The sequence below is a fragment of the Micromonospora fiedleri genome (assembly GCF_016774385.1).
Classification (GTDB): domain Bacteria; phylum Actinomycetota; class Actinomycetes; order Mycobacteriales; family Micromonosporaceae; genus Micromonospora; species Micromonospora gifhornensis.
Map to the genome: position 1 here is coordinate 25,912 of NZ_JAETXL010000005.1, position 17,218 is coordinate 43,129.

General features: G+C 71.6%; 19 protein-coding genes. 4 read left to right on the plus strand and 15 right to left on the minus strand.

Going from position 1 to position 17,218, the window contains the following annotated elements:
- Positions 1-64: 64 nt before the first annotated feature.
- From JMF97_RS14220 to JMF97_RS14285, 14 genes are all read right to left on the minus strand, one after another.
- On the minus strand, positions 65-478 hold the full coding sequence (locus tag JMF97_RS14220) for a DUF5130 family protein (RefSeq protein WP_203222028.1): 414 nt from the start codon (positions 476-478) through the stop codon (positions 65-67).
- Positions 465-776: an aa3-type cytochrome oxidase subunit CtaJ gene (ctaJ, locus tag JMF97_RS14225; RefSeq protein ID WP_438803755.1), complete on the minus strand. Its 312-nt coding sequence runs from the start codon at positions 774-776 to the stop codon at positions 465-467. The genes JMF97_RS14220 and ctaJ overlap by 14 nt, the downstream gene beginning before the upstream one ends.
- A gap of 46 nt (positions 777-822) precedes the next feature.
- Positions 823-2,286, minus strand: a complete 1,464-nt coding sequence (locus JMF97_RS14230; RefSeq protein WP_203222029.1) for an amidase — start codon at positions 2,284-2,286, stop codon at positions 823-825.
- 109 nt (positions 2,287-2,395) lie between these two features.
- A complete protein-coding gene (locus JMF97_RS14235) occupies positions 2,396-3,397 on the minus strand; it encodes an amidohydrolase family protein (RefSeq protein ID WP_203222414.1) in 1,002 nt (333 codons plus the stop codon).
- 11 nt (positions 3,398-3,408) lie between these two features.
- Complete coding sequence (locus tag JMF97_RS14240; RefSeq protein WP_102660843.1) at positions 3,409-3,933, minus strand: 3-hydroxyanthranilate 3,4-dioxygenase; 525 nt, start codon at positions 3,931-3,933, stop codon at positions 3,409-3,411.
- On the minus strand, positions 3,930-4,361 hold the full coding sequence (locus JMF97_RS14245; RefSeq protein ID WP_013735467.1) for a RidA family protein: 432 nt from the start codon (positions 4,359-4,361) through the stop codon (positions 3,930-3,932). Before JMF97_RS14245 ends, JMF97_RS14240 begins: the two co-directional genes overlap by 4 nt.
- On the minus strand, positions 4,358-5,131 hold the full coding sequence (locus JMF97_RS14250; RefSeq protein ID WP_203222030.1) for a 2-keto-4-pentenoate hydratase: 774 nt from the start codon (positions 5,129-5,131) through the stop codon (positions 4,358-4,360). The genes JMF97_RS14245 and JMF97_RS14250 overlap by 4 nt, the downstream gene beginning before the upstream one ends.
- The gene (gene dmpG / locus JMF97_RS14255; RefSeq protein ID WP_203222031.1) at positions 5,128-6,246 is read right to left on the minus strand and encodes a 4-hydroxy-2-oxovalerate aldolase; all 1,119 of its coding nucleotides are present in this window, start codon (positions 6,244-6,246) and stop codon (positions 5,128-5,130) included. Before dmpG ends, JMF97_RS14250 begins: the two co-directional genes overlap by 4 nt.
- On the minus strand, positions 6,243-7,172 hold the full coding sequence (locus tag JMF97_RS14260; protein ID WP_203222032.1) for an acetaldehyde dehydrogenase (acetylating): 930 nt from the start codon (positions 7,170-7,172) through the stop codon (positions 6,243-6,245). Before JMF97_RS14260 ends, dmpG begins: the two co-directional genes overlap by 4 nt.
- Positions 7,173-7,230: 58 nt before the next feature.
- On the minus strand, positions 7,231-8,022 hold the full coding sequence (locus JMF97_RS14265) for a 2-keto-4-pentenoate hydratase (RefSeq protein ID WP_203222033.1): 792 nt from the start codon (positions 8,020-8,022) through the stop codon (positions 7,231-7,233).
- The gene (locus JMF97_RS14270; protein ID WP_203222415.1) at positions 8,019-9,500 is read right to left on the minus strand and encodes a 2-hydroxymuconic semialdehyde dehydrogenase; all 1,482 of its coding nucleotides are present in this window, start codon (positions 9,498-9,500) and stop codon (positions 8,019-8,021) included. The genes JMF97_RS14265 and JMF97_RS14270 overlap by 4 nt, the downstream gene beginning before the upstream one ends.
- Before the next feature lie 20 nt (positions 9,501-9,520).
- A complete protein-coding gene (locus JMF97_RS14275) occupies positions 9,521-10,855 on the minus strand; it encodes an FAD-dependent oxidoreductase (RefSeq protein WP_203222034.1) in 1,335 nt (444 codons plus the stop codon).
- The gene (gene kynU, locus JMF97_RS14280) at positions 10,852-12,129 is read right to left on the minus strand and encodes a kynureninase (RefSeq protein ID WP_203222416.1); all 1,278 of its coding nucleotides are present in this window, start codon (positions 12,127-12,129) and stop codon (positions 10,852-10,854) included. The genes JMF97_RS14275 and kynU overlap by 4 nt, the downstream gene beginning before the upstream one ends.
- A 25-nt stretch (positions 12,130-12,154) precedes the next feature.
- A complete protein-coding gene (locus JMF97_RS14285) occupies positions 12,155-13,054 on the minus strand; it encodes a tryptophan 2,3-dioxygenase (RefSeq protein ID WP_203222035.1) in 900 nt (299 codons plus the stop codon).
- Positions 13,055-13,202: 148 nt separating this feature from the next.
- Here JMF97_RS14285 and JMF97_RS14290 point away from each other — a divergent pair, with 148 nt between their 5' ends.
- From JMF97_RS14290 to JMF97_RS14300, 3 genes are all read left to right on the plus strand, one after another.
- Positions 13,203-13,682 (plus strand): Lrp/AsnC family transcriptional regulator, encoded by a 480-nt coding sequence (locus JMF97_RS14290; protein ID WP_203222036.1) that lies wholly within the window; start codon positions 13,203-13,205, stop codon positions 13,680-13,682.
- Between the two features lie 187 nt (positions 13,683-13,869).
- Positions 13,870-14,334, plus strand: a complete 465-nt coding sequence (locus JMF97_RS14295; protein ID WP_043725536.1) for a hypothetical protein — start codon at positions 13,870-13,872, stop codon at positions 14,332-14,334.
- 15 nt (positions 14,335-14,349) lie between these two features.
- On the plus strand, positions 14,350-15,186 hold the full coding sequence (locus JMF97_RS14300) for a class F sortase (protein WP_203222037.1): 837 nt from the start codon (positions 14,350-14,352) through the stop codon (positions 15,184-15,186).
- Positions 15,187-15,201: 15 nt separating this feature from the next.
- On the opposite strand, the gene JMF97_RS14305 is transcribed toward JMF97_RS14300, so the two are convergent.
- Positions 15,202-15,735: an HNH endonuclease gene (locus JMF97_RS14305; RefSeq protein WP_043725542.1), complete on the minus strand. Its 534-nt coding sequence runs from the start codon at positions 15,733-15,735 to the stop codon at positions 15,202-15,204.
- 268 nt (positions 15,736-16,003) lie between these two features.
- On the opposite strand from JMF97_RS14305, the gene JMF97_RS14310 reads away from it, so the two are divergent.
- The gene (locus tag JMF97_RS14310) at positions 16,004-17,041 is read left to right on the plus strand and encodes a mechanosensitive ion channel family protein (RefSeq protein ID WP_203222038.1); all 1,038 of its coding nucleotides are present in this window, start codon (positions 16,004-16,006) and stop codon (positions 17,039-17,041) included.
- Positions 17,042-17,218 lie beyond the last annotated feature (177 nt).

The following is a 17,218-nucleotide window of genomic DNA, read 5'->3' on the forward strand; positions in this document are numbered from 1 at the left end:
GGAAAACCAGAGCCCGGCCTCCGCGTACGTCGCGGGGGCCGGGCTCAGTGGTTGTCGGAAGCGGTCAGCCCTTGCCGGCGTAGCGGGAGAGCTGGTCGAGGCCCTGGATGATGCCGCCGGCCAGGTCGCCGCCGCCGAACGAGGCCACCATCGACAGCGCGGCGATCTTGGCGTACGTGTCGGGGACCCGCTTGCGGGCGTACCGGCCGGTGACGATCTCCAGCTGCCGCTGGTTGGGCGAGACGGCGATCAGCACCGAGCGGTCCGGGTTGGCCAGCTGCCGGTGCAGCCGCTCGGCGTGCTCCCGGATCGGCTCGTCGAGACCGCCGACGAAGACCGAGAAGACCAGTCCGGTCGTCCGGTCGGCCAGCCGCAGCGCCTCGTCGATGCGCAGCAGCTGACGGGTCGAGAACGGCCCGTCGAGCACGTCGGGCCGAGGCTCCGTCCCGGCCTCGGGCTGCATCTCACCAACGGTCACTTGCGCCTCCGGTTCCACCGGCCGGCGTCTCGACGCCGGCCTGCTCCTGCTTGCGGCTGGTCAACGCCGGTGCCTGTGCACCGGCGGCCAGCACCGCGCCGGCCGAGTCGGCCAGCTCGCCCGGCTCACCGAGGAACCAGACCGGCGTGAAGTTGAACGGACGGCCCGGCCGGTAGCGCTTCGCGCCGCCACCGCCGTCTCGGCTGCTGCCCGCGTACACGAGGCCGGCGATCACCAGCACGACGGCTGCCGGGATGCCGACGAAGACCAGCAACGTGTCGGTTACAGACAATCCCAACGCCCCCAGGCGGAAAGAGAGACCTTCGACCGGATCGGGTGACGGATCACCGCGGTGACCTCCCGACTCCGCTGCCACTCACGTTAGCGGAGTCGACGCCCCGCCAGAGCACGGGGTGGCGATCCCAACCGCCACACGAGCGCTCAAGCTGCGCAGCTGTGGCGATCAGTGTCGCGTCGGCACCGTACCGTCCGGTGAGGAGCGCCCCCACCGGCAGCCCTTCGGCGGTCGTGGAGACCGGCAACGAGACGGACGGATCACCCGTGACGTTGAACACCGCACAGTACGGCGAGAAGCGGCGTTGCCGGTCGAAGTCCTCCTCCGGGGTACGCCCCTGCGTGAACCAGCCGACCGGAGCCTGCGGCGCGGACAACGTCGGGCAGAGCAGCAGGTCACAGCCGGCGGTGCGGCGGACACCGGCGCGTACCTGCGCTTGCAGTTCGCCCAGGGTGGTGGTCAGGGTGCCGGCGGAGATGGCGGCACCTCGGGACCGCATGAAGCGGGTCAACGGCAGCAGCAGGTGCTCCCCTTCGGGCGGCACCGGGGTGAGTGCGAGGACGTACCAGAGGGTCTCGAACAGCGGCCAGACCTGCGGCCCGAGCGGCGGTGGCACCTCGACCACCTCGTGGCCGGCGGCGGTGAGCAGCGCGGCGGCCCGGTCCACCGCGGCGACGCAGTCCGGGTGCACGGGCTCGTCGACGAGCATCGCGGCGGTGAACCGGCCGACCCGCAGCCGACCCGGCGCGGCGGCGCGGGCCGCACCCAGGTAGCCCCCGGCCGGCGGGGCCGGCGGCAGGTACGGCTCGCCCGGCACGGCAGCGGCCATCACGTCGAGCAACGCGGCCACGTCGGCGACCGTCCGCCCGATCGGCCCGTTGCTCGGCAGACCGTAGGCGCCGAAGCCGAGCGGACCGCTGGAGACCAGGCCACGGCTGGGTTTGTAGCCGATCAGGCCACACAGGGAGGCCGGGATGCGCACCGAGCCACCACCGTCGGAACCCTGCGCGACCGGCACCAGGCCCGCGGCCACCGCCGCCGCCGCGCCCCCGCTGGACCCACCCGCGGTGTACGACAGGTCCCACGGGTTACGGGCCGGCGGGGCCACCAAACCCTCCGAGTAGAGCGAGCAGCCCAGCTCGGAGGTGGTGGTCTTGCCGAGGCTGACCAGTCCGGCCGCCTTGATGAACCGCACCACGTCGGCGTCGACCGGCGGGACGAAGTCGGCGAAGGCGGCCGAGCCGAAGGTGGTGCGTACCCCGGCGGTCAACGTCAGGTCCTTGATCGCGGTCGGTACGCCGTGCAACGGCCCGCGTTCGCCGGGCGGTGTCGCGTCGGCGGCGCGGGCGGCCTCGCGGGCCTGGTCGGCGGTGACCGTGACGAATGCGCCGACGGTGTCGCCGAGCGCGTCGACGCGGCGCAGGTGGTGCTCGACCACCTCCAGGCTGGACAACTCACCACGGGCGATCGCCTCGGCCTGCTCCAACGCGGTCAGGTCGTGCGGCTCGGCCATACCGCCATCCTGCCCTGCCCGTCAGCCTGTTGCGGTCGGCACGCGCCGATCACGATGACCGATTTCAGCCACTTCGCACCGCACGCGGCGGACCAGGGGCGGGGTCGGGTCAGCCGTACAGGAAGCGTCGGGCGTTGCCGCCCAGCAGCCGTGCGCGCTGGTCCTCGGTGAGGAAGTCGGCGTCGTGGATCACCTGGCCGACCGGGCGTTCCCCCAGTGGGTACGGGTAGTCGCTGCCGAGCAGCACCTGGTCGACGCCCATGGTGTCCACCAGCAGGCGCAGCGCCGGTGGCGCGAAGACCACCGAGTCGACGAAGAAGCGGTCGACGTACGAGCTGGGCGGGGCGGCGGAGGCACCGCGTACCAGGTCGCCGCGGCGGTGCCAGGCGTTGTCGGCACGCCCCAGCCAGAACGGGAAGCTGCCGCCGCCGTGCGCGAAGCAGATCCGCAGGCTGGGCGGCACCTTGTCGAAGACCCCGCCGAGGATCATCGACAGCACCGACAGGTGGGTCTCGGCCGGCATCCCGGTGAGCCAGCGGGCCATCCAGCGGTCGAGGCGAGGGCCGCCCGGCATGTCCCAGGGGTGGACGAAGACCGGGGCGCCGACCTCGGCGCAGTGGGTCAGGAACGTCACGATCCCGGCGTCGTCCAGGTCCCGGTCGCCGACGTGGTTGCCGATCTCCACGCCGACGTGGCCGGCCGCCAGGCAGCGGTCCAACTCGGCGCAGGCCGCCTCCGGGTCCTGCAACGGCACCTGGCAGAACGGCAGCAGGCGGTCGCCACCGGCCGCAGTGACCTCCAGGGTCAGGTCGTTGAAGATGCGGGCCACCTTCACCGCCTGGTCGGCCGGGCGTTCGTAGCTGAAGAAGACCGGAGTCGGCGAGACGACCTGCACGTCGACCCCGTCTTCGGTCATGTCGGCGAGTCGGGTCGGCGCGTCCCAGCACTGCGCGCCGATCGGGCGGAACTCGGTCTCCCCGACCATGATCATGGCGGCGCGTTCCGAGTCGACCCGCAGCCAGGGCCAGCCGGACCCGCCGCAGGCCGCGGCGAGGTCCGGCCACCCCTTCGGTACGACGTGCGAGTGCACGTCCACCACCGGGTGGGTCAGCGGCTGGGCCATCAGCCCTTGCCCGGGTGCAGGGTGCCGCAGTTGTCGCAGGTGCGCGCCGTCTCGTCGGCGTAGAACGCGCCGAACACCGGGGGCAGGTCGGCGGCGATGTCGCGGACCTGCAACTCGACCTCGTGCACCTTGTGCCCGCACTCGGGGCAGTACCACTGGAACTTCTCCAGCGTGCCCTCCGGGCGGACCCGCTCCACCACCACGCCGATCGAGCCGGGCTCCGGGCGCTGCGGCGAGTGCGGGACGTTGCGCGGCAGCATCCACATCTGACCCTCGCGCACGTGCACCGTACGCGGCCCCTCCGGGGTCATCAGGTTGATGTGCATGTTGCCCTTGACCTGGTAGAAGAACTCCTCGTACGGGTCGACATGGAAGTCGGTGCGCTGGTTGGGCCCACCCACCACCATCACGATGAAGTCGTCGGACCCGGGGAACATCTCCTTGTTGCCCACCGGCGGCTTGAGCAGGTGCTGGTTCTCGGCGATCCAGCCCGGAAAGCTGAACGGCTCGGCGATCTCACTCACGACTGACCTCCTTGGGGCAGCACGGCCACGGCTTGCATCTCGATCAGCAGGTGCGGATGCGGCAACTGGTGCACGGCCACGGTCGTCCGGGTCGGCCCGGTGGCGTCGAAGAACTCCGCCCACACCTCGTTGTACCCGCCGAAATCGTTCATGTTGACCAGGTACGACGTCACCTGCACCAGGTCGGACAGCTCGGCGCCGACGGAACGCAGCAGGTCACCGATGTTCTCGATGACCGCGCGGGTCTGCACCCGGATGTCCAGGTCCGTCGTACCGAACTCGTCGACCGACACCCCGGCGAAGCTGTTGTCCGGCCGCCGCGACGACGTACCCGACACGAAGACGAACCCGTTCGCCACCTTGACGTGCGGGAACGCACCACGGGGTACGGCCTTCCCGGCGACGACCCGCGCCCCGTCCGCGCTCATGACGCGGCCTTCAGGGTGGCGGTGCCGAGCTTCTCGACGACTGCCCGGACCTGAGCGCCGGGCCGCAGCGGGACGGCGGCGGTGGCCGCGCCGGCCAGGAACACCCAGCCCTCGCGCAGCCGTACCCCGTGCCGCCCGGCCAGGCGGACGCCCTCGTCGAGGGCCCGACGCGGGTCGCCGAGGATCGCCGCGGTCGAGCCAACCTGCGCCACCCGGCCGTCGATCTCCAGCAGCACCCCGAGGTTGTCCAGTCCGTCCGGCACCGGCGACCAGGGGCCGATCACGAAGGCGGCGGCCGAGGTGTTGTCGGCGATCACGTCCGGCAGGGAGAAGGTGAAGTTCGCGTACCGGGAGTCGATCAGCTCGATCGCCGGGGCGACCGCGCGGACGGCGTCGGTGAACGCGCCGAGCGGCTCGCCGGGCTCGGGCAGGCGGTCCAGCAGGAACGCCACCTCCGGCTCGACCCGGGGGTGGATGTAGGTCGACACGTCGACGCTGCCGCCGTCGGGCACCCACATCGCGTCGGTGAGCCGCCCCCAGATCACCTCGTCGACGCCGACCTGGGCCATCTTCGCCTTGCTGGTCAGCCCCATCTTCAGGCCGACCAGCCGCTCGCCCCGGTCGAGGCGACGCTGGACGAGGGCGGTCTGCACCCCGTACGCGGCGTCGACGTCGAGGCCGACCTCGGCGGCCAGTTGCGGGATCGCGGTGGCGGTGGTGGCGGCCTTGTCCAACTGCTCGGCGATGCCGGCCGGGTCCAGCCCGCTCATGCCTGCTCCTCGGTTCGTGCTTGCGTGACTGCCGGCTCCCCGGCACCGTCGCGGGCCAGGTCACCGGCGCCGTCGCGGGCCAGGTCCAGCGCCACGTCGACGATCATGTCCTCCTGGCCGCCGACCATCCGCCGCCGTCCCAGCTCGACCAGGATCGAGCGGACGTCGACGCCGTACCGGGCCGAGGCGCGTTCGGCGTGCCGCAGGAAGCTGGAGTAGACCCCCGCGTACCCGAGGGAGAGGGTTTCCCGGTCGACCTGGACCGGACGGTCCTGCAACGGGCGGACGATGTCGTCGGCGGCGTCCATCAGCGCGAACACGTCACAGCCGTGCTTCCAGCCGTGCAGTTCGGCGACCGCGACGAAGACCTCCAGCGGGGCGTTGCCGGCCCCGGCGCCCATCCCGGCCAGCGAGGCGTCCACCCGGACGGTACGCCCGGCCGGCGACCCGAGCGGCCCGTCACCGACGATGCGGCCGTGCTCCACGGCGACCACGCTGTTGGCCACCCCGAGCGACAGGTTGTGGTGAGCGTGAATGCCGATCTGCGTGGTCGGTTCGAGGACCTGACGGTACGCGTCGACCCGCTGCGCCACGTCGGACATCAGCAGCCGGCCACCGGAGTCGGTGACGTAGACGCAGTGCGCCCCGTACGACTCCATCAGCTTGGCCTGCGCGGCCAGCCCGGCCGGGTCGTTCATGTGCGACATCATCAGGAACCCGGCGACGTCCATGCCGTTCTCCCGCGCCCAGGAGATGTGCTGGGCGGAGATGTCCGCCTCGGTGCAGTGCGTGGCGATCCGCACACTTGTCACCCCGAGGGCCTTGGCCGCCCTCAGATCGGCGATCGTGCCGATACCGGGCAGCAGCAGGGTGGTCAGCTTCGCGTTCGTCATCACCTCGGCCGCCGCCGCGATCCACTCGGCGTCACTCGCCGCACCGTGGCCATAGTTCACACTCGACCCGGCCAACCCGTCACCGTGCGCCACCTCGATCGCGGCCACCCCCGCGGCGTCCAACGCCGCCGCGATGCTCCGCACCTGGTCCACGGTGTACTGATGCCCGATGGCGTGCATGCCATCGCGCAGCGTCACGTCCTGGATGTACAGCTCGTTCATGCGCTCACCGTCCCGTCCAGCGCGACCAGCCGCTCGGCGGTACGCAGCGCGGCCGAGGTCATGATGTCCAGGTTCCCGGCGTACGCGGGCAGGTAGTGCCCGGCACCGGAGACCTCCAGGAAGACCGAGACCTGCAGGCCGGTCAGCTGCCGCCCGAGCGACGGCACGTAGGTGTCCACCCGGTCGAACTGCACGTCCTGCTTGAGCCGGTAACCGGGGACGTACTCCTGCACACCGGCGACCATCTCGGCGACCGAGGCGGCGATGGCGGCCTGGTCGGCGTCCGGATCGGGGCAGAGGCAGTAGACGGTGTCGCGCATCAGCAGCGGCGGCTCGGCCGGGTTGAGCACGATGATCGCCTTGCCCCGGTCGGCGCCGCCGACCACCTCGATGGCCCGCGCGGTGGTCTCGGTGAACTCGTCGATGTTGGCGCGGGTGCCCGGACCGGCCGAACGGGAGGAGATCGAGGCGACGATCTCGCCGTACGCCACCGGGGTGACCCGGCGTACCGCGGCGACGATCGGCACTGTCGCCTGACCGCCGCAGGTGACCATGTTGACGTTCGGCTCGGCCAGGTGTTCGTCCAGGTTGACCGGCGGCACCACGTACGGGCCGATGGCGGCCGGGGTCAGGTCGACGACCCGGCGGCCGTGGGCGCGCAGCACGGCGTCGTTGTGCCGGTGCGCCCCGGCGGAGGTGGCGTCGAAGACCAGTTCGACGTCGGCGAACTCGGGCATCTTCACCAGGCCGTCCACGCCTTCGGCGGTGGTCGCCACGCCGAGGCGGCGGGCCCGCGCCAGACCGTCGGAGTCCGGGTCGATGCCGACCATCGCCACCATCCGCAGCGACTCCGACAGCCGCAGCACCTTGATCATCAGGTCGGTGCCGATGTTGCCCGACCCGATCACCGCCACACCGACGCTCATGACGAGCCACCTTTCGTTCCCGACTGCGGGGCTCGCAAGATCGGCTCACTCCTCGCGCTCACGACGCCTCCCGGGAGAAACAGGTCCGCACCGAGCCGAGGCCGGAGATCCGGGCCTCGTACGCCGCGCCGGGGGCGACCGCCACCATCGGGCCGAGGGCGCCGGAGAGCACCACGTCACCGGCGCGCAGCGGCTCACCGGCGCGGGCCATCGTGGTGGCCAACCAGGCCACCGCGTGCAGCGGGTTGCCGAGGCAGGCCGCGCCGGCCCCGACCGACACCGGTTCCCCGGCGTGCTCCAGCACCATGCCGCACAGCCGCAGGTCCACGTCGGCGAGCCGGCGCGGCGCGGTGCCGAGCACGAACAGCCCGCTGGACGCGTTGTCCGCGACGGTGTCCACGATGGAGATGTCCCAGCCGGCGACCCGCGAGTCGACGATCTCGATGGCCGGCAGCAGGTGGTCGACGGCGCGGATGACGTCGACGCTGGTGACCCGCTCGTCGGGCAGGTCGGCGCCGAGCACGAAGGCGATCTCCGCCTCCACCCGCGGCTGCAGCAGCCGCTCGATCGGCACCTCGGCGCCGTCGGGTACGGCCATGACGTCGGTGAGGACGCCGAAGTCCGGCTCGTACACGCCGAGGTTCTCCTGCACCGCCCGGGAGGTCAGGCCGATCTTCGCGCCCACCCGACGCTGCCCGGCGGCCAGCCACTGGCGTACCTGGTGCTGCTGCACCTTGTACGCCGCGGCCACGTCGCCCTCGGGCAGCAGCCGCCCACGCAGGGGTGGGCAGGGCTTGCCACTGGTCCGGGCCTCGGTCAGTTCCTCGGCCGCTCGCTGAAGGTCGCTCATGACAGGTCCACGCAGACGTTTGTGAGTTCGGAGTAGAAGTCGAGCGAGTGCACGCCGCCCTCGCGGCCGATGCCGGAGGCCTTCACCCCACCGAACGGGGTGCGCAGGTCCCGCAGGAACCAGGTGTTGACCCAGACGATGCCGGCGTCCAGCCGCTGCCCGGCCCGGTGCGCCCGACCCACGTCGCGGGTCCAGACCGCCGCCGCCAGGCCGTACTCGGTGCCGTTGGCCAGCGCGTACGCCTCGTCCTCGTCGTCGAAGGGTGCCACGTGCACCACCGGGCCGAAGATCTCCTCGGTGTTGGTACGGGCCTGCGGGCCGAGCCCGGTCAGCACCGTCGGCTGCACGTACGCGCCGCCGTCGCGGGCGTCACCGAAGCGCGGCACTCCCCCACCGGCCAGCACCTGCGCGCCCTCGGTCCGGGCCAGGTCGTAGTAGCCGAGCACCTTGTCGCGGTGCCCGTGCGAGATCAGCGGCATGTTCACCGTCGCCTCGTCGGCCGGCCAGCCGTACGCCAACTCCTCGGCGCGCTCGGCCAGTCGGGCGGTGAACTCCTCGAACACCGGCCGCTGCACGTAGATCCGTTCGGTGCACAGGCACACCTGACCGCCGTTGGTGAAGCTGGACCGCACCGATCCGGCCACCGCGGCGTCCAGGTCGGCGTCGGCGAAGACCAGCCCGGCGTTCTTGCCGCCCAACTCGAAGCTGACCGCCTTCACCCCGTCGGCGGCGGCCCGCATGATGGCCCCGCCGGTGGACGATTCGCCGGTGAAGGTGATCGCGTCAACGCCGGGGTGCCGGGTGAGGAACTCACCGGCGGAGTCCGGGCCGAAGCCGTGCACCAGGTTGAACACCCCGTCGGGTACGCCGGCGGCGGCCATCACCTCGGCCAGCAGGGTGGCCGAGGCGGGGGTCTCCTCGCTGGGCTTGACCACGACGGCGTTGCCGCAGGCCAGTGCCGGGGCGACCTTCCAGGTGAGCAGCAGCAGCGGCAGGTTCCACGGCACGATGACGGCCACCACGCCTACCGGTTTGCGGACCGCGTAGTTCAGCGCCCGGCCGCCGGTCGGGGTGACCGTGGTGAACGACTCGGTGGGCGCGGTCGCCACGATCTCGGCGAAGGCGCGGAAGTTGGCCGCACCGCGCGGGATGTCCAGGGTCCGGGCCTGGGAGATGGCCTTGCCGGTGTCGGCGACCTCGGCGGCGACCAGGTCGTCGAAGCGCCGCTCCAACTCGTCGGCGATCCGGCGCAGCACCTCGGCGCGTTCCCGCTCCCCCGTCCGGCCCCGCGGCCCGCGCAGCGCAGCCCGGGCCGCGGTTACCGCGTCGTCCACTGTGGATCGGCTGGCCTCGACCACCTCGAAGACCGGCTCGCCGGTCACCGGGGAGCGCTTGGTGAACCGCTCACCGGTCGAGACGAACTCGCCGCCGACGAAGTTGCGCAGCAGTCCGGGGCCGTCCGGCGCGTGGCCGGTCATCCGCCGGGGATCCCAGAGCGTCATCCGCGCCTCCGGCGTCCGAGGGCGAGCACCGCGCCGGCCAGCACCGCCACCGCACCGGCCGCCACCGCACCGAGCACCTGGTACTGCCGGCGGACCCGGCGGCGCACCTGGGCGTACGGGACGGTGGTGAAGGAGACCAGTTCGTACTGGGAGACGTAGCGGCCCGGCAGCGCCCGCTCCAGGGCGTGCTCGACCTTCTTGCGGGTCTGGTACACCGGCGAGGCGACCTTGTCGCGCATCTCCACGAAGTTGGCCAGCGCCATCTGGGCGATCGCCTCGGCGTTGTCCTGCCGGCGCTGCTGGTACAGCGGCAGGGCCGCGGCCCAGTCGTCGCCGCACTCGTCGAGGCAGTTGTCCAGCTCCACCACGTCCTCGAAGGCGCAGTTCGCGCCCTGGCCGTAGAACGGCACGATGGCGTGCGCGGCGTCACCGAGCAGGCCCACCCGCCCGTCGAACTGCCACGGGTCGCACCGCACGGTGCCGAGCACGCCGACCGGGTTGTGCTGGTAGTCGTCGACCAGGTTCGGGGCCAGCGGCGGCAGGTCCGGGTAGTGCTGGGCGAAGTACCGCTCGATCGCCGCCTTGCTGCCCAACGAGGAGAAGCTGGCGGTGCCGTGGTTGGGCCAGAACAGGGTGCAGGTGAAGGAGCGGTCCGGGTTGGGCAGGGCGATCATCATCGAGGTGCCGCGCGGCCAGATGTGCAGCGCACCCGGGTCGAGGGCGAAGTCGCCACCCAGCGGCGGGATGGTGAGTTCCTTGTAGCCGTAGTCGAGAAAGTCGACGCTCTCGGTGAGCAGGCCGTGTTCGAGCAGCTGTCCGCGTACGGCCGAACCGGCGCCGTCGGCGCCGAGCACGACCGTGGCGTTCGCGGTGACCGTGCCCTGCGGGGTTTCGAAGGTCATCTGCGCGGTGGCCGGGTCGAGCCCGACCAGCCGGTGGTCGAAGGCGACCCGCACCTGCGGCAGCTTGGCGGCGGCGTCCAGCAGGGCGTTGTTCAACGCGCCCCGGCTGATCGAGTTGATCGCCCGGTCACCCTCGGCGCTGTACGACTGGAAGTCGGGCTCGCCCACCACCGGGTGCACCATCCGACCGCGCATCGGCAACGCGTCGGCCATCACCTCCTCGTCGAGGCCGATGCGGCGCAGCGCGTCCAGACCCCGCTCGGAGAGCGCCAGGTTGATCGAGCGTCCCCGCTCGGGGGTGCCGACCCGGGGATCGGGTCGCCGCTCGTAGAGCGTGACCGAGTGACCTCGCCGGGCGAGGTAGCAGGCCAACAGGCAGCCGGCCAGGCCGGCGCCCACCACTGCGATCTCGTCCTGCCGGGTGTTCACGCGTTGGCCTCCACCGTTGCGGCCAGCGCGTCGGCGACCCGCCAGCAGTCGTGATAGGTCGAGTAGAGCGGCACCGGGGCGAACCGCACCACGTCCGGCTGCCGGGCGTCGGCGATCACCCCGTGCTCGTGGCGCAGCCGCTTGGTCAGTTCGTTGGCGGTGCCCACGCCGATGCGGACCGACAGCTGGCAGCCGCGCCGGTTCGGGTCACGCGGGGTGACCACGGTCAACGGCCGGTCGGCGACCACCTCGTCGAGCAGCCGCTCCAGGTAGCCGGTGAGCCGCAGGCTGCGCTCGCGCAGCGCCGGCATGCCGACCGAGTCGAACAACTCCAGCGAGGTACGCACCGGGCCCATCGCGAAGATCGGCGGGTTGGAGATCTGCCACGCCTCGACGGTGGCCGGTGGCCGGCTCACCGGGGTCATCTCGAACCGGGTGGCCGCCGCCGTGCTCCACCAGCCCTCGAACCGGTGCAGCGCAGGGTCGCCGTGGTGGCGCTCGTGCACGAAGACGCCGCCGAGCGCACCCGGCCCGGAGTTGAGGTACTTGTACGAGCACCAGGCCGCGAAGTCGACGTCCCAGTCGTGCAGCGACAGCGGCACGTTGCCCGCCGCATGCGCCAGGTCCCAGCCCACCACGGCACCGGCGGCCCGGCCGGCGGCGGTGACGGTGGGGATGTCCATCAGCTCGCCGGTGAGGTAGTTGACCCCGCCGAGCAGCACCAGCGCGACGGTGTGCCCCTCCGCCGCCAGGAACGCGGTCACGTCCTCGGTACGCAGGTTCTCCTCACCGGGGCGCGGCGTGAGCCGGACCACCGTGGTGTCCGGGTCCAGCCCGTGGAACCGGGCCTGGCTGCGCACCGCGTAGCTGTCCGAGGGGAAGGCGGAGTCCTCGATGACGATCCGGGTCCGCTCACCGGCCGGCCGGTAGAAGCTGACCATCAGCAGGTGCAGGTTGACCGTCAGCGAGTTCATCACCACGGTCTCGCTGGGCAGCGCGCCGACCAGCCGGGCCGCCGGCGCGGTCAGCAACTCGTGGTACGGCAACCAGGGGCGCTCCGCCTCCAGGTGGCCCTCGACGCCGAGCCGGCTCCAGGCCTCCAGGTCGGCCAGCAACTCCGTACGGGTGGCCTTCGGTTGCAGGCCGAGCGAGTTGCCCGCCAGGTACGCGGTCTCCGGGTAGCGCCCGCCGTCGGCCGGGGGCACGTGGAACAGGTGCCGGTGGCCCGGCTCGGCGGCGTCCAGGCGCAACGCCTCGGCCTCACCGGCACTCATGGTCTCGTTCTCGTTCATTCTCGCCTCACATCGCCGTCCGGGCCGACCACAGCTCCGGGAAGACCACCCGGGCCATGCTCCGTTGCAGCCACGCCAGCCCGGCCGAACCGCCGCTGCCGACCTTGGCACCCATGGTGCGCTGCACCGCCTTGACGTGGTGGTGCCGCCAGTCGCCGAACTGCTCGGCCACCTCGGTCAGCGCCTCGCCGAGCATCCGCAGGTGGTTGTCCGGACCGCTGTCACCGTAGACGCGGACCCAGGCCGCCTCCACCGCGGCGTGCGGCTGGTGCTCGTCGCGGATGTCCCGGTCGAGCAGGTCGGCGGGGATCTCGTGGCCGTGCCGGGCGAGCAGGGCGACCACCTCATCCCAGACGCTGGGGGTGGCCAGGGTCTCGTTCAGCTCGGCGTACACCTCGGTCTGCCGGCGGAACGGGCGGATCAGCGCCGCGTCCCGCAGGCCGAGCAGGAACTCCAGGTGGCGGTACATGGCCGACTGGAAGCCGGAGCCCTCGCCGAGCAGGTTGCGGAAGCGGTTGAAGTCGGCCGGGGTCATCCAGCGCAACCCGTGCCAGGCCGCGTTGAGGGCCTCCAGGTGCAGCGCGGCGCGGCGCAGCGGGGCCAGCGCCTCCCAGACCCGGTCGGAACGCAGCAGCCGGGAGGTCTCCCGAAGCTCGTGGCAGGTCAGCCCGAAGTACAGCTCCATGATCTGGCTGACCATCAGGAAGGACATCTCGCCGGGGTCGTCACTCAGCGGCTGCTGCAACTTGTGCAGCGTGCTGGCCTGCACATAGGCGTCGTACGGCACCCGCTCGGCGAACTCCAGGGTCGGCTCGCCGCCGTTGCGGGCGGCACGGGCCGCCCGCTGCTTGCCCGTCACCGGACGCACCGCCGTCCGGGTTCCCGGGCGCAGCTCGGTCTGCTCCATCCGTCCACTCCTTCCTGGCTGGCGATTCCAGTCATGATCTCTCGGCGTCACCCCCCGATGGAATGCCTGTTCAACGGCGCTATGCCCGGCCGACCTGTCGAACGTGAGGCGCTGGCCGCATTCGACTTGTCAGACGTAAGGTCTACGAGTGGACGAGATGGACTGGGCCCTGCTGCGCGAGTTGCAGGCCGACGCACGGTTGTCGTTCAGCGAGCTGTCCCGGCGGGTGCACCTGTCCCCACCTGCGGTGGCCGAGCGGGTACGCCGGTTGGAGGAGAGCGGGGTGATCACCGGCTACCACGCGCACGTCGACCTGACCCGAGCCGGGCGGACGGTGGTCGCGTTGATCCGGATGTCCTGCTACGGCGCCCGCTGCATCCTGCACGACCCGGACGTCGCCACCTGGCCGGAGATCCTGGAGATCCACCGGATCACCGGCGACGCGTGCAGTGTGCTGAAGGTCGCGGCCGGGTCGATCGGGGAGTTCGAGGGGGTCATCGACCGACTCGCCCCGTACGGGCAGCCGTCGAGCACCATGGTGCTCTCCTCCCCCCTCAACTGGCAGCCGCTGACCAGATGCCCGGACGTGCCCCCGGTCAACGCCCCCGGCAGGGGACGCCCTGCTTGACCCCCGCTGACCCCGTGTTCCGGGTCAGCGGTTGCGCACGCCGGGTTAGCAGCGGGAGCAGGGGGAAAGCACCGCGGGTCACCCCAGCAGGACCGGTGCGCCGGTGCCGGAAGGGAGGATCATGCGGGGTCTGCGATCGTACGGAGGAGTGCTGCACGCCTCCTCGACCATCGTCCGACTTCTCGGAGTGTTCGCGCTGATCGGGGCGTTCGTCCTGGTCGGTGCCGGACCCGCCCGGGCGGGTGAGAACACCTTCATCGAGGTGACCCCGAACAGTGTGCAGGCCGGATCCCGGGTGCACCTGCGGGCCAGCTGCGACAACGCCAACAACCGGCAGGCCGAGGTCGACTCGGAGGCGTTCAACCGGGTCTTCCTCCGACCGGACAACGGCTTCCTCACCGGCGACGTCACGGTGCCGAGCAACAAGGCCGCCGGGGACTATCCGGTAAACCTGCGCTGCAACAACGGCCAGACGGCCAGCACCACGCTGACCGTACTGAACATGCAGCAACCCACCAAGGGTCCGGCGACCGGTGGCGGTGGCACCGCCGGACCGGGCACCGGTTCGACGCTGCTGCTCGGCGGCGCCGCCGTGGTGGCCGCGGCGGTGGTCTTCGGGCTGATCAGCAGCCGACGCCGGACCGGTTCCTGACCACAGGCGGGTGCCATGATCGGCCACCGTGTTCCGGTGCCCGAACCGCGTCCCGCCCCGCCCCGGACCGTCACCCGCCGCAGCTACCGACTCTGGCGGACGGTGACGGCCGTGGCGGGCCGGCTCGGCCGGGTCACCGCCCAGATGGGTTCGGCCAGCATCGCCACACCTGACCCGTCGGCCGCACCCGTGCCACCACGACCGCGTCGCGCCTGGCCGGCAGCGGCCCGACGCAGCCTCCGCGCCAGCCCTGGACTGCCCGTCCTGGTGATCGGCAGCCTGATGTTGTTGATCATCACGATGCTCGGGGTCGAACGGATGACCGGTACGAACCTGCTGCCGGACCGCTTCATCGCCGGTCTGGCGCCGCCGCCGAAGAAATTTCCACTGCTGCCGGCGAGCCAACCGGTCGGCATCGAGATCAACAAGATCGACCTGGCCGCGCCGGTGCACAACGTGGGCGTCGCCGCGGACGGCAGCATCGCCGCGCCGACCGCGGAACGCGCCCAGGAGGCCGGCTGGTACGACCAGGGCCCCACCCCGGGTCAGTACGGCCCCGCCGTCATCGTCGGACACGTCGACACCAGCACCGGGCCGGCGGTCTTCCAGGACCTGCGGCAACTGCGGGCCGGCGACCGGGTCGAGGTGGCCCGCACCGACGGTACGGTCGCGGTCTTCGAGGTCGACCGGGTCGGCCGGTATGACAAGGAGGCGCTGCCCGCCGACGAGGTCTTCGGCGACTTCAGCCGGCCGCAGCTACGGCTGATCACCTGCGGTGGACGCTGGGTCGGCGGCGAGACGGGCTACGCGGACAACGTGATCGTGTTCGCTTCGCTGGTGGAGGCGCGGTGAGCCGTCGGCCGGAGGTCAGGCGGCTTCGGGTTCGCGGAGGTCGAGCCAGTCGGCCCAGCGGGGGTCGGGTGCGCGGTGACCGAGCACCCGCCAGGCGATCCCCTTCGGTGCGGCGGGCAGCGAGTGCAGTCGCCAGCCCAGCTCGGCGGGAGTCTTGTCGCCCTTGGTGTGGTTGCACCGGGCGCAGGCGGCGACCACGTTCTCCCAGGCGTGCGGGCCACCCCGGCTGCGCGGGAAGACGTGGTCGATGGTCTCGGCGGGCCCTCGGCAGTAGGCGCAGCGCCAGCCGTCCCGGGCGAAGATCGCCCGGCGGGACAGGCCGACGTGGGTACGGTAGGGCACCCGTACGAACCGGGTGAGTCGGACCACCGACGGCACCGGTAACGCGCTGCGGGCGCTGTGCAGCACGCCCTCACCGTCGGCGACACAGACCGCCTTGGCGGACAGCACGAGGATCGCGGCGCGGCGCACCGACACGACACACAGCGGCTCATAGGTGGCGTTGAGGACCAGCGCGCCGGAGCCCACCGTGGGTCGTATGTCAGGCATCGCGTCACCCTCCCGGTCAAGCGGCTTTCCACTCGCCACCGCCGACCGGCGCAGGCCGCAGCCATACACCACGTCGACGCCGGCCGGTTCACCGACGTCCGTTGCGCCAATCGTCCCTGATCGGACCGGCGAATGCACGCACTAATCCTGGGTACCTGGCGGAGCTTTCACGACAGATCCGGCAGCGAACGCGCCTCGGGTCACCCGGCGGTGGGTCGGTCACGGGTCGACCGGATGCTTGCGGTACGAAAACAGGGTGACCGTCAGCATGCTCAGCCCCGTCCCCGGTACGCCCACCCCCGGCCCGGAGGACACCCCCAGTCCCGAGTGCCTGGACGAGGTCGTCTGCAAGTGGGTCTGGACATACTCCGACTCGGTGTGGTTCGCCGAGGGCAGCTACTGGATCCTGGTCAAGCCGCTGCGGATCATCCTGATCCTGTTGCTGGCGATCGCCGCTCGTTGGCTGGTGCACCGGACCATCCGCCGGCTGGTGCGCACCACCACCGATGCAGGCGTACCGACCATGCTCCGGCCGCTGCGCGAGCGCATCCCGAGCGCCGCGGCCGCGCCCGGCGAGTTCGTCCCGGAGCGACGCCGCCAGCGGGCCGAGGCGATCGGATCGGTGCTGCGCAGCCTGAGTACGGCGTTCATCTTCGGCATCGCCGTCCTGATGGTGCTCAAGGAGTTCAGCTTCGACCTGGCCCCGTTGCTGGCCAGCGCCGGCATCGCCGGTGTGGCGCTCGGCTTCGGTGCGCAGAGTCTGGTCAAGGACCTGATCGCCGGCCTGTTCATGTTGATCGAGGACCAGTACGGGGTCGGCGACAACGTCGACCTCGGCGAGGCGAGCGGCGTGGTCGAGGCGGTCGGTCTGCGAGTCACCACCGTTCGTGACGGGCGGGGGGTGCTCTGGTACATCCGCAACGGCGAGATCGTCCGGGTGGGCAACAAGAGTCAGGGTTGGGCGCTGGTGGTGGTCGACCTGCCGATCGGCTTCGCCGGCACCGAGGAGGCCACGGCGGTGCTGCGTACCGCAGCCGCTTCGGTCGCGGTGGACCCGGAGTTGGCGGCCTCCATCGTCGAGCCCCCCGAGGTGCTCGGGGTGGAACAGGTGACGGTGGACGGCACGGTCATCCGCACGGTGGTCAAGACCACCGCCGACGGGCAGGCCGCCGTGGGCCGCGAGTTGCGCCGTCGACTCGCGGAGGCACTGGAGAATTCCGGGATCACCGCCCGGATCGCAGCCGTCCGGGCCGTACCCGCCTACCTACGGGACGACAACGAGACTGGTCAGGGCGGGGCCACCTGAGCGGAACGGTAGGTACTCGCGGCCGAGCAGCCCCTCGGGTATCGTCCGTTCGTTCAGTCAGAGATGCGACGATCAAGCCGTTCGCCCTAGCCAGTTGTCAGACGATCGGGCAGAATCCGGTGCACGCGCTCCCCGAGCGTGGTCACGTCCTCGCTGATCCGTAGATCTGACGATGGC

Excerpts from the sequence above, each read along its gene's own strand:
- JMF97_RS14230 (WP_203222029.1), bottom strand. The coding sequence starts at position 2,286 with ATGGCCGAGCCGCACGACCTGACCGCGTTGGAGCAGGCCGAGGCGATC.
- JMF97_RS14245 (WP_013735467.1), bottom strand. The coding sequence starts at position 4,361 with ATGAGCGCGGACGGGGCGCGGGTCGTCGCCGGGAAGGCCGTACCCCGT.
- JMF97_RS14250 (WP_203222030.1), bottom strand. The coding sequence starts at position 5,131 with ATGAGCGGGCTGGACCCGGCCGGCATCGCCGAGCAGTTGGACAAGGCC.
- dmpG (WP_203222031.1), bottom strand. The coding sequence starts at position 6,246 with ATGAACGAGCTGTACATCCAGGACGTGACGCTGCGCGATGGCATGCAC.
- JMF97_RS14260 (WP_203222032.1), bottom strand. The coding sequence starts at position 7,172 with ATGAGCGTCGGTGTGGCGGTGATCGGGTCGGGCAACATCGGCACCGAC.
- JMF97_RS14265 (WP_203222033.1), bottom strand. The coding sequence starts at position 8,022 with ATGAGCGACCTTCAGCGAGCGGCCGAGGAACTGACCGAGGCCCGGACC.
- JMF97_RS14270 (WP_203222415.1), bottom strand. The coding sequence starts at position 9,500 with ATGACCGGCCACGCGCCGGACGGCCCCGGACTGCTGCGCAACTTCGTC.
- kynU (WP_203222416.1), bottom strand. The coding sequence starts at position 12,129 with ATGAGTGCCGGTGAGGCCGAGGCGTTGCGCCTGGACGCCGCCGAGCCG.
- JMF97_RS14285 (WP_203222035.1), bottom strand. The coding sequence starts at position 13,054 with ATGGAGCAGACCGAGCTGCGCCCGGGAACCCGGACGGCGGTGCGTCCG.
- JMF97_RS14300 (WP_203222037.1), top strand. The coding sequence starts at position 14,350 with ATGATCGGCCACCGTGTTCCGGTGCCCGAACCGCGTCCCGCCCCGCCC.
- JMF97_RS14305 (WP_043725542.1), bottom strand. The coding sequence starts at position 15,735 with ATGCCTGACATACGACCCACGGTGGGCTCCGGCGCGCTGGTCCTCAAC.
- JMF97_RS14310 (WP_203222038.1), top strand. The coding sequence starts at position 16,004 with ATGCTCAGCCCCGTCCCCGGTACGCCCACCCCCGGCCCGGAGGACACC.